The organism is Corynebacterium sp. UMB8791, assembly GCF_054166365.1.
In genome coordinates, this window is the sequence record NZ_JBSZCG010000040.1 from 22,279 (window position 1) to 34,002 (window position 11,724).

Annotated in this window: 7 protein-coding genes and 2 pseudogenes; 7 read left to right on the forward strand and 2 right to left on the reverse strand. The window is 56.5% G+C overall.

The genetic code is table 11. The features are described 5' to 3' along the window. The first annotated feature begins 5 nt into the window (after nucleotides 1-5). Nucleotides 6-467, forward strand: a complete 462-nt coding sequence (gene nrdR / locus ACXIUA_RS01085; protein ID WP_070362341.1) for a transcriptional regulator NrdR — start codon at nucleotides 6-8, stop codon at nucleotides 465-467. A gap of 13 nt (nucleotides 468-480) precedes the next feature. Here nrdR and hrpA read toward each other — a convergent pair whose 3' ends face one another. Next, complete coding sequence (gene hrpA / locus ACXIUA_RS01090; RefSeq protein WP_457975917.1) at nucleotides 481-4,392, reverse strand: ATP-dependent RNA helicase HrpA; 3,912 nt, start codon at nucleotides 4,390-4,392, stop codon at nucleotides 481-483. Nucleotides 4,393-4,407: 15 nt separating this feature from the next. Continuing rightward, nucleotides 4,408-4,941, reverse strand: a pseudogene (locus ACXIUA_RS01095) (LysR substrate-binding domain-containing protein); the annotation flags it as partial. A gap of 17 nt (nucleotides 4,942-4,958) precedes the next feature. Here ACXIUA_RS01095 and nusA point away from each other — a divergent pair. The 6 genes and pseudogenes from nusA to ACXIUA_RS01125 form a co-directional block, all read left to right on the forward strand. Further along, nucleotides 4,959-5,495: pseudogene (gene nusA / locus ACXIUA_RS01100) on the forward strand (transcription termination/antitermination protein NusA); the annotation flags it as partial. 155 nt (nucleotides 5,496-5,650) lie between these two features. Further along, nucleotides 5,651-5,965, forward strand: a complete 315-nt coding sequence (locus tag ACXIUA_RS01105; protein WP_457975918.1) for a YlxR family protein — start codon at nucleotides 5,651-5,653, stop codon at nucleotides 5,963-5,965. A gap of 106 nt (nucleotides 5,966-6,071) precedes the next feature. Then, nucleotides 6,072-8,831: a translation initiation factor IF-2 gene (gene infB, locus ACXIUA_RS01110; protein WP_288857489.1), complete on the forward strand. Its 2,760-nt coding sequence runs from the start codon at nucleotides 6,072-6,074 to the stop codon at nucleotides 8,829-8,831. Nucleotides 8,832-8,967: 136 nt separating this feature from the next. Beyond that, nucleotides 8,968-9,402, forward strand: a complete 435-nt coding sequence (rbfA, locus tag ACXIUA_RS01115) for a 30S ribosome-binding factor RbfA (RefSeq protein WP_070362305.1) — start codon at nucleotides 8,968-8,970, stop codon at nucleotides 9,400-9,402. 5 nt (nucleotides 9,403-9,407) lie between these two features. Continuing rightward, nucleotides 9,408-10,394 carry a DHH family phosphoesterase gene (locus ACXIUA_RS01120; protein WP_288857488.1) on the forward strand — a complete coding sequence of 329 codons (987 nt, stop codon included), beginning with the start codon at nucleotides 9,408-9,410 and terminating at the stop codon, nucleotides 10,392-10,394. Between the two features lie 12 nt (nucleotides 10,395-10,406). Then, nucleotides 10,407-11,720, forward strand: a complete 1,314-nt coding sequence (locus tag ACXIUA_RS01125; protein ID WP_070478901.1) for an MATE family efflux transporter — start codon at nucleotides 10,407-10,409, stop codon at nucleotides 11,718-11,720. Nucleotides 11,721-11,724 lie beyond the last annotated feature (4 nt).

Below are 11,724 nucleotides of genomic sequence, written 5' to 3' on the forward strand. Positions count from 1 at the left end.
TGTAGATGTACTGTCCGTTTTGTCATCACGAACAATCGCGAGTTACAGATTCTCGTGTTGTAGACGGGGGTTCTGCTATCCGGCGGCGGCGAGAGTGCACCTCGTGCGGGGGCCGATTCACAACGATCGAGAAGGCCGTGCTGACCGTTGTGAAGCGCAATGGAGTAACTGAACCGTTCGACAAGGAAAAGTTGATCGTTGGTGTTCGGCGTGCTTGTCAAGGCAGGAACGTTAGCGACGACGCATTGAAGCGGCTAGCGCAGCAAGTAGAGGAGACGGTTCGGGCCCAAGGAAGTTCTCAAGTTGCGGCAAATGACATTGGACTGGCGGTATTGGAACCGCTTCGCACACTGGACGAGGTTGCGTACCTGAGATTTGCCTCGGTGTACAAGTCTTTTGAAAGCGCCGAAGATTTTCAGTCGGAAATCCGCTTGATGAAACGACGCGAGCGAGAGGGACTGGAATAAAGTCCGAGGCTCACTAGCGAAGTTTATCGACCATTTTTTCAATACGACGCACGCTCACAGGCTTTTGGGTACCAAGGTGTTGTGCAAACAAACTCACTCGCAGCTCCTGAATTCGCCACATCACGTCCTTGTATGCGCGTGTCTTTCTGCGTTGGGCAGGGAGCTGTTCCATTCGTCGCTCTAGGTAAGCCTTAGCATTTGCTACTTCAGCCTGCCGCTCTTCGTCACGTTCCGGTTCCGCTTCTAGATGCTCAAGCCGTATCTGGATTGCCTCTATGTAACGGGGGAGGTGCTGTAGGTGTTGCATGCCATGAACCGTGATAGCGTTCGCGGGCAGCATGAATGCTAGTTGCTCCCGAATATCGTCAATCGCAGGACCAGACCAATTCTTGAGCTCTTGCATCAAATCTGAGTATGCAGCGAGACCTGGCGCGATCGATACAATTGATCGTCGGACAGCTCCCGGAATAGTCGGTTTAATTTTCGCACATAGTGCGTCGAAATCAGCAGGTGACCTCACAGGGCCGCCGGCTTGAATCATCGCGTCGCGGATTGCTGCAACGCGAGCGTCTTCGACAAGGCCGGAAGCCCCGCCATGTGGATACCTATCAACAGCGACACGTTGCTGTAGTGGCAGTCCCTTCGTCATCTGAGTATCGGAAACCTCGATTGCCCGCAGCAGCAACGTGAGCGTTGCCGTCATCATTGATGCATCAGCACTCGCCCGGGTTGGATGCACAGCAACGCGAACGCCTTTGGGAGTCACCTCGAGCGCAGGATAGGCCTCGACTTTGTTGCCATCAATGGTTGTGGTCGTAGTTTCGGGAATATCGCCGAGTGTGTCTTCGGTCCATACAGGAACTTCGGCAGTTTCAGAGTGGCGGCTTGCTTTCGCGACTGAAGAACGAATCTGTGTGGCCCGACGCTTCTTCAAAGCAAGGAGACTCTTGTCGGAGTCGACAATCTTCCCACGTTTATCAATGACTGCAAACGTTATGAGCAAGTGCGGTGGCAGCAGGTGCGTGCGGAAATCATGCCCGCTAATGCCGCTGGCACCCAATTCAGTGAGGGCCTGAGCCAGTGCTTCGGTAACCGACGTGCGTGGATCGAACGTCATACGCTCAAGTGCACGGTCAGCGAAGTCTGGAGCGGGGACGACGCCCTTGCGTAGTGGTTTCGGCAGTGAACGAATGAGTTCAGTCAGCAACTCTTTACGTAGCCCAGGTACAAGCCAGTCAAATCCGACTGATTCAACGCTGGCCAGTAGAGGCAGGGGAATTGCGATGGTAACACCGTCGTAGGCGGTTCCAGGCTCGAATTTGTACGACACATCGAACCGCATCGACCCTTGTGACCATGACATTGGAAAGTCTTCTGCAGAGATAGTCTGGGCAGAATCGTCAACGAGTTTACTTGGATCAAAGTGAAGATATCCGGGATCGAGCTGCTGTTGCTTCTTCCACCAACTGTCAAAATTGTTCGCTGTTGTGACTGAATCCGGCAGTTTCACGTCGTAGAAATCGAATAGAGTGTCTTCGTCAACGACGATGCCCCTACGCCGTAGCTTTTCTTCAACTTCTGCGGCTTCGCTTAGCAACAAGCTGTTGTGTTCGAGAAACTTATGAGTCCTCGTCCAATCGCCGTCAATGAGTGCGTGACGAATAAACATCTCGCGCGCAGCCGTAGGATCAACGCGGTGGTAGGGGATAAGTCGGTCTCGCACGATAGGGATGCCGTACAATAACGATTTTTGATGAACCATTGCGCATGCGCGTTTCCGTGACCAGAACGGTTCTGAATAGACATGTTTCAGGAGTGATCCTGCCGCGTGCTCGATCCATGAGGATTCTACTTTTGCCACGTCTCTGGCCCAAAGCCGCGAGGTTTCTACAAGCTCGCTTGCCATCAAAAACTCTGGTGGGGTCTTGGCCAGCGATGACCCTGGGAAAATCAGGAAACGGGTACCACGAGCACCTTGGTATTCCTTGCTGTTTCCGTCGCGAGCACCGATATTCGAAAGTAAGCCAGTGAGCAATGCTCGATGAATCGAGTCAGCGTCACGTTTCGTTGTCATTGTCATTGCTTTGTCGACGTCCCAGCCCAGTCGACGTTCGACGTCGCGGAGCTGACGAACGAGGTCGTGCCATTCACGAATTCGCATATAGTGCAAATACTCACGCTTCATGCGCTTTCTGAACTGATTGCCTGAAAGCTCTTCACGGAGACCTCCGACGTAATCCCAGAGCTTGAGCGCTGAAAGAAAGTCGGATGTCTTGTCTTTGAAGCGTGCATGGGCTTGGTCTGCTTGTGCCTGAAATTCCAGGGGGCGTTCGCGCACGTCTTGAATCGACATATGGGCGACAACTGCGGTGACATCCTCCAACACCCGGTAGCGTTCGGCCTCGACGAGCATGCGAGCCATCTTGGGGTCGACTGGGATTTTCGCAAGCGTATGGCCAATTTTCGTGAGTTTTGGAAGTTCACCCTTTGGTATTGCTTTGATTGCACCGAGCTCGTACAAGAGTGTAAGGCCATCGCGAATAGCTTTGTCGTCTGGGGATTCCACGAATGGAAAGTGCCGCATGTCGCCGAGATTGAGAGAAATCATTTGCAGGATCACACTTGCCAAGTTGGTCCGCAATATTTCAGGGTCAGTAAATTCCGGGCGTGAATTAAAGTTCTCTTCCGAGTACAAGCGGATAGCGATACCGTCAGCAACACGTCCACAACGGCCCGAGCGCTGGTTTGCTGAGGCTTGGGATATCTCCTCAATTGGAAGACGCTGTACTTTAGTCCGCGTTGAATACCGTGAAATGCGAGCGAGGCCAGTGTCCACAACGTAGTGAATTCCCGGCACTGTGAGCGAAGTTTCGGCGATGTTCGTAGAGAGGACGATCCTACGCCCGCTATGTGGGGAGAAGACGCGGTGCTGTTCTGCGTTCGAAAGGCGTCCGAAAAGTGGCGCGACTTCAACATTCTTCCAATGCTGCTTTTCAATTGCTTCCATGCAGTCACGGATGTCACGTTCTGACGCGAAAAAGCAGAGGATGTCACCGTCGCCTTCTGCCATCAACTCCTTGATGGCGTCGATAACACCGTCAATCATGTCAATATCAATTTCACGCTCACCGGCAATTTCGACGAGCGGACGGTAGCGCACCTCAACCGGGTAGGTACGACCTGAAACCTCAATAATCGGGGCGGGGTTGCCTTCTTCGTCACAGAAGTGCTGCGCGAAGCGTTCGACGTCAATGGTGGCGGACGTGATGATGACCTTCAGATCGGGGCGTTTAGGGAGAAGCTCCTTGACGTATCCAAGCAAAAAGTCGATGTTCAGGGAACGCTCGTGCGCCTCATCGATAATGATGGTGTCGTACGCGTTGAGGAACCGATCACGCTGAATCTCCGTAAGAAGAATTCCGTCTGTCATGAGCTTCACTGAGGTAGTGGTGCTGACCTTGTCGTCGAAGCGAATGGCGTAGCCGACCGATTCTCCAATGCTCTGACCTAATTCGTCCGCTATGCGTTCAGCGACAGTTCTAGCAGCGAGACGGCGCGGCTGAGTATGCGCTATACGCCCTCGTCGACCGCGGCCGAGCTCGAGCAGCATCTTAGGAATCTGGGTGGTCTTGCCGGATCCAGTTTCACCAGCAATAACAGTCACTTGGTGGTTCGCGACAGCTTCTAAGATGTCATTCTTGCGCTGAGAAACCGGGAGTGCATCTGGGTACTCGATGTTCGGAATGAGTTCATCCCGCGCCCGAACGACGTGCAAGCTTCGGGCAATTGCCTCTTCAACTTTGTTAAGTTCCTTGCCGTTCTTGGCCTGTCGAATGCGACGGCGAAGACGTCGGACGTCGCGTAGTTCCACGTTGTCTAGTTGGCGGAAGAGTTCTTTCTTAGGTGTTTGTTCCTGGTCCTTCATAACTAGCGTCCCAGTTTAGCGGGACAGAATCGCATCACTGGTTTTCGCTACCTCTTTGTACGCCTTTCTACACAACGCTCCAAGTTCCTCAAACTCATGGATGCGGGAAGAAGAAGAGCGGTAGGCCAGTCCAATTGTACGCTTCGCGTCGACACTCTTCTGGAAGGTAGAAAGCCCCAAACCAGGACGTGTGCACTCAGCTGCAATAGCTGACTTGGGAACGAGGGTTGATCCAAGGCCAGCCACAACCAGCTGCATGATGGTAGTCAGTGACGCAGCCCGTGTATCTGATTGGCTTGAATTTGAGGGTGTAGTTTGAACGTTCTTGCAAAGGTCAACTATTTGGTCGCGCAGGCAGTGGCCGTCGTCGAGAAGAAGCAAATCGAGTTCTTCCAGGACATCGAGAGTAAGGTTTTGGAGCCCAGACAACTTGTGTTTCTCATTTGTTACGACGATGAAGTCTTCGTCATAGAGTTCCAATTCACTGACTCCAGGCGCGTGTGTAGGCAGGGCTAGCAGCGCCACATCGACGTTTCCGTCGCGCAGTTTAGCGAGTAGGTGCTTGCCCTTCCGAAACGCTCAAGCACGGTGACCGCATTAAGGCGTACGTAGTTGGCGTCAATAAGTCTGACCGTCGTGTGCAGGTAAGTTTGTCGCGCACGCACCCTGAGCTCGTGCGCGGGCTGTTCGCGCTTGAGGTCCCGGAAATCGCAGATGGCACCGTTGAGATCGTGGGCATTGCCCGTGAGGCGGGGCACCGCTCCAAGATCGCTGTACGGGCGACGGTGAAGGGTGTCAACGCGAAAGGCGCATGCATCGGCCCGCGCGGTTCGCGTGTCTCAAACGTGATGAAGGAGCTCGGCGGGGAAAAGATCGACATCATCGATTGGGCAGAGGATCCGGCTACGTATGTTGGTAACTCACTGGCGCCATCGAAGGTTGTCAAGGTCGAGGTCGTCGACCCAGTGGCGCAAGTAGCGCGCGTTACCGTGCCTGACTACCAGCTGTCACTTGCGATTGGCAAGGAGGGGCAGAACGCACGTCTGGCTGCTCGCCTTACCGGTTGGAAGATTGACATCCACTCCGACGCAGCCGCAGATTAACGACGCCAGATCCTGGCCTCTGTGTTGGGAATTCGCACAACGCTTATAAAAACTTGGCAAAGTGGCGTAGGCTGGTCCGTGGCTAATTTTCCCATCGTGGTGTTGGCCACGCGATAGCCGTTCAGCAATGTCGAGTATGTGGAAGAAGGGTGTGGATGACTTCAGCGAGCGAACGCTCAATCCGTCGTCGCACCTGTATAGCCACAGGCCGGAAACTTCCAGATAGGGAATTGCTCCGGGTTGTTGCTGACGGTACTGTTCCAGGTGTTGTTCTTGTAGATCCGACCCGATCATTACCAGGGCGGGGAGCGTGGATAACCCCTACATGGGATGCATTAAAGCTGGCGGAAGAGCGTAGAGCTTTCTCTCGCGCCCTCCGTCTGTCCGCTCCGGCGGACGTAGGTCATGTACACAAGTACCTCGCTGAAAAGGCGAAAGACCCAACAGAAGTAAGGAAGACCGAACACTGATGAGAACGCAACAATGAAGCAGCATCAGCGATGAAAGTCATAATCAACGTCTAGAGGCCGGTCGCCGTTTCCGGTGCCGCCCTCTAGCCCAACTAAGAGGAGACACGTGCCCGGAAAGCTACGCGTACACGAGCTCGCAAAACGACTCGGCGTAACAAGCAAGGAACTACTCGCCACTCTGAAGGAAGAGGGCGAATTCGTAAAGACAGCTTCCTCCACCATTGAGCCTCCCGTCGTCAAGAAAATGACGGCACTGTACGAGCAAAAGAATGGTGGCGGAGAAGAAGCATCCGCGAAGGATAAGGATGCAGCGAAGCCCGCTGGTAAGGCGTCGAAGCCTGTCGCAGCAAAGCCAGCAGCACCAAAGCCAAGTGCTGCAAAACCTGCAGCACCAAAGCCCGGCGCTGCCACACCAGCCGCTCCAAAGCCCGGCGCTGCTAAGCCAGCTGCCCCGAAGCCTGCAGCAGCAAAGCCTGCGGCACCAAAGCCAAGTGCTGCAAAACCTGCAGCACCAAAGCCTGCCGCAGCGAAACCTGCAGCACCAAAGCCGTCGGGTATGCCGCGGCCGATGCCGAAGCCGGGTGGCCGCCCACGGGTAGCCAACAATCCATTTTCTTCCAACACTGGTGGGGCACGACCAGCTCCACGTCCGGGTGGTCGCGGTGCACAGGGTGGCCGTGGTGGTCAGCCTGGTCGCGGTGGCCAAGGTGGCCCACGCCCAGGGCAGAACCAGGGCCAGGGTCGCGGGACTGGCGCGCAGCGTCAAGGTAGCCGTCGTCCGTCCCCAGCAGATATGGCAGCGGCACCGTCGCCAACCCAAATGCCACGCAAGGCGGCTGGGTCGGACAACCGTGGTGGTCGTGGGCACGGCCGCGGCCGTGGTGGACACGGCCCGGGTGGCCCACAGGGCGGCGGTTTCCGCGGTCGCGGTGGACGTCGTGGCGGAACCGCTGGTGCATTCGGCCGTCCAGGTGGCGCACCAGGGCGTCGTCGTAAGTCGAAGGGCCAGAAGAGGGCCGAGTACGAAGAGATGCACGCACCAAACGTCATCGGTGGCGTACGCCTTCCCGATGGCGGTGGCAAGACTGTGCGTCTGCGTCAGGGCGCGACCTTGGCTGACTTCGCTGACAAGATCGGTACCGAAGCATCGAACCTGGTGCAGGCGCTGTTCAACCTTGGTGAAATGGTAACGGCAACGCAGTCGGTTCCTGAGGAGACGCTGCAGCTACTCGGCGCCGAAATTAACTACGAGGTTAAGATCGTCTCTCCTGAGGACGAGGACCGCGAACTTCTCGAGTCCTTCGACCTCCAGTTCGGTGAGGATGAAGGCACCGAAGAGGACCTTGAACAGCGCCCACCAGTGGTGTCTGTCATGGGTCACGTGGACCACGGTAAGACCCGCTTGCTAGATACAATTCGTCGCGCCAACGTTGGGCGCGGCGAGGCCGGCGGTATTACCCAGGGCATCGGTGCGTACCAGACCACCGTTGAGCTGGAGGGCGTTGAGCGTAAGATCACCTTCCTCGATACCCCAGGTCACGAGGCGTTCACGGCAATGCGTGCCCGCGGTGCGAAGTCGACCGACCTCGCTATCCTCGTTGTCGCTGCTGACGACGGCGTGATGCCACAGACGGTTGAGGCTATCAACCACGCCAAGGCTGCAGACCTGCCTATCGTGGTTGCAGTCAACAAGGTGGATAAGCCGGAGGCTTCGCCGGAGAAGATCCGTGGTCAGCTGACCGAATACGGACTGGTTCCGGAGGAGTACGGCGGTGACACCATGTTCATCGACATCTCCGCGAAGCAGGGCACCGGCATCGACGAACTGCTCGAGGCAGTCTTGCTGACCGCCGACGCAGCTCTCGAGCTGCAGGCGAACCCGGACATGGATGCACAGGGCGTGGCTATCGAGTCGCACCTCGACCGTGGCCGTGGCCCAGTCTCCACCGTTATCGTGCAGCGCGGTACGTTGCGCGTCGGCGACTCCATCGTTGTGGGCGGCAACTTCGGCCGTGTCCGCCGAATGGTCGACGAGTGGGGCAACGACGTTGAAGAGGCTGGCCCGTCCCGCCCGGTACAGGTACAAGGCCTCAATGGCGTTCCTGGTCCAGGCGACAACCTCCTGGTAGTCGAGGACGACCGTGTTGCCCGCCAGATCGCTGCGCAGCGCGACGCCCGTCATCGCGCTGCTATGCAGGCGCGCAACAAGAAGCGCGTCTCCCTGGAGAACCTGGATCAGGCGCTCAAGGAGACCAGCCAGCTCAACCTCATCCTCAAGGGCGACAACGCCGGTTCGGTGGAAGCTCTGGAGGAGGCGCTGCTCAAGATCGAGGTCGACGACGAAGTCGAGGTAAACATCATCGACCGTGGCGTCGGTGCTGTTACCCAGACCAACGTCGTGCTCGCGGCCGCTTCCGACGCTGTCATCGTGGCATTCAATGTCCGCGCTGAGGGCAAGGCCACGGAAGAAGCCAACAACGAGGGCGTCGAGATTCGTTACTACTCGGTGATCTACAAGGCGATCGAGGAAGTCGAGGCAGCCCTGAAGGGCATGCTGAAGCCGATCTACGAAGAGAAGGACCTGGGCAAGGCCGAGATCCGTCAGATCTTCAAGGCATCTTCTGTCGGCCTCATCGCAGGCTGCATGGTTACCGAAGGCAAGGTCAAGCGTGGAGCGAAGATTCGCCTCGTGCGCGACGGCAACGTTGTTACCTCGGACGCGACCATCGACTCGCTGCGACGCGAGAAGGACGACGCAACAGAGGTTGCAAAGGGCTACGAATGCGGCATGGTGCTGTCCTACCCGGACATCCAGGTCGACGACATCATCGAGACATACGAGATGGTGGAAGTCCCCCGCGACTAGCCGGTAGAGAGATAACGGCCCTGCTCTTTCGCAAATGCGAAGTGAGCAGGGCCGTTTCTTTTCTTGAAGTAGTGGGCTGCGTCGTAGCAGGGTAGACTGTTCGGAGGTTTAGTGCCAATGAAGTAAAGGAGACGAAATGTCAGAGAACCCTCGCGCGCAGCGCCTGGCGAAGCAGATCCAAATGATCGTCGCTTCGGCGATAGAGCGTGAAGTGAAAGACCGTCGCCTCGAATTGGTGACTATTACGGACGTCCGGATGACCGGCGACCTACATGATGCGACTGTCTACTACACGGTCCGCGGAAAGAATATCGACGACGAGCCGGATTACGATCAGGCTGCAGAGGCGCTGCACCGTCACCGAGGACAGATCCGCAAGATCGTTGGCGACCAGTTGAGCGTCCGCTTTACTCCTACGATTGAGTTCAAGCTTGATACGGTGCCGGAGTCCTCGGCGCGGATGGAAGAGCTGCTGGAGAAAGCTCGTCGTCGCGATGAGGAGCTGGCGCGACTGCGAGAGAACGCCCAGCCAGCAGGTGAGGAAAACCCGTATAAGACGATTGAAGAGTAGGCACTATGGCTTTGTTATTTCCCCAAGCAGAGGCTGAATTTAGCAAAGTTGCTGGTGCCATTAAGAGCGCGTCGAATGTTGCGGTGCTGGCCCATATCAAGCCCGATGCTGATGCGATTGGATCGGCGTGCGCTCTTGTTCGAGGATTGCGGCAGATCGGAATTGAAGCCAGTGCTTACATCGGCCAGCCATTCCCGCACGCAAATAACCTGCGCTCTATTCCGGGGGTTGATGAGGTCATCTATGGGGAAGCGTTACCAACGGATGGGCTGATCGTCACGGTTGATTGTGCCTCGGTAGACCGAACGGGATGCTACCAATCTGAGCTTGTGGCGCAGCAAGAGCGGGTGATCGTGCTTGACCATCACCGTTCGAATGACGGGTTCGGAGCGCGGAACCTCATTATCGATTCTGAATCGACGACGACTATCATCCGGGAGCTGTTTACGTACCTCGGCGTCGAGTTAGACGCTGAACTAGCCTATTGCCTGTATTCCGGGCTTGTCACCGACACAGGTAACTTCCGTTGGGGTTCCCCGAGAATGCATACGCTTGCTGGAGAGTTGTTGGAATTCGGGCTCAATCCAAGGAACATATCCCTGCAGCTTTCGGACGAGATGACGGCCGATGACCTACGTTTGATGGGTAGTGCATTAGCAAGCTTGGAATCACGTCAAGTCGATGATCTCACAGTTTCGTTCATGTGTATTGATGAAGCTGCGATGCAAGCGATGAGCCAAACTGCCGTTGAAGCCGTAATTGATTACGCGCGTGTCCTCGTTGGCAGTGACGTCGGGGTTGTACTCAAGCAGTTCCACTCGGAGCGGTGGGGGATTTCCTTGCGCTCGACAAAGGTAGATGTCTCCGTCGTTGCAAGTGCGCTCGGCGGGGGTGGTCACCGCCCAGCTGCGGGGTACTCGGCGCAAGGAACGAAAGAACAGGTACAAGATCGGCTTCTCGCTGCATTGCATGACGCTTACGTTGCGGAGTAAGGATGCTCCTGTATGACGAATACACATGGTGTGCGGGCGCGTGACATTTTTGCCTTGGCGCTACCGGCCCTCGGCGTGCTTGCGGCGAATCCTCTGTATTTGCTGCTGGATACTGCTGTGGTTGGAAGGCTGGGCACGGTTGAGCTTGCGGCGCTCGCTGCTGGTACTGCGGTGCAATCTACGGTGACCACGCAGCTGACGTTTCTTTCCTACGGCACTACCGCGCGTAGCTCGCGTCTTTACGGCGCAGGTCGGCGTGCTGATGCGGTCGCGGAAGGCGTCCAGGCTTCGTGGGTGGCAATACTCGTGGGCCTCGGATTGGCGTCGATTATTTGGCTGTTCGCCGAACCCATCGCGTTTGCGTTGACTCAGAATGCGGAAACGTCTGCTGACGCGGCGCAGTGGATGCATGTCGCGGCGGTCGCTATTCCGCTGACGCTGCTGATTATGGCAGGTAATGGTTGGATGCGAGGAGTGCAAAACACCAGGCTACCGTTTGTGTTGACGCTGTGCGGTCTTGTACCCGGGGCGGTTCTATTGCCTTTGCTTGTTGACCACTTTGGGCTGGTGGGCTCTGCTGTGGCCAACGTAATAGGAATGGGAATTACCGCTTCACTATTCGTTGGGGCGCTTGTAAAGGAACATCGAGGAGAGGGCGCTGTTTGGCGCCCACAGTGGAATGTCATTGCCCATCAGTTGGTGCTTGGACGTGACTTGATTTTGCGCTCCGCCTCCTTTCAGATTTCGTTGCTCGCCGCTACTGCAGTCGCTGGTCGTTTTGGTGTCTTCGCATTGGCCGCGCACCAGGTGTTGCTGCAGTTGTGGAACTTCCTGAGCCTCGTGCTGGACTCGCTCGCAATTGCAGCTCAGACGCTTACAGGGGCTGCACTTGGGCAGGGAAACGTGGAGCGCGCAAGAGGGACAGGTGCAGCTGTTACGCGCTACGCTACGGTGTTTGCGGTTGTGCTCGCTGCGGTTTTTCTTGTGTTCGATGGGCCAATCCAGTCGATTTTTACGCATGATCCTGGCATGGCAGACGCGCTGGCTGTCCCTTGGCGGTGGTTGGTGGCGATGATCGTTGTGGGGGGTGCGGTGTTTGCGCTCGACGGGGTGCTGCTTGGAGCGAGTGACGCTGTCTTCCTGCGCAACCTTTCGATTGGCGCAATGCTCGGTGGATTTTTGCCTTTGACGTTGTTGTCCATGTGGCTGGGGTGGGGTCTCGCGGGTGTGTGGGCCGGCTATTTTGTCTCAGTCGTGTTGCGTCTGGTGGGAGTGCTGTGGCGGTTCCGTTCGATGAAGTGGGCGCGCACCGGGGTAGAGGAGTGAGTAC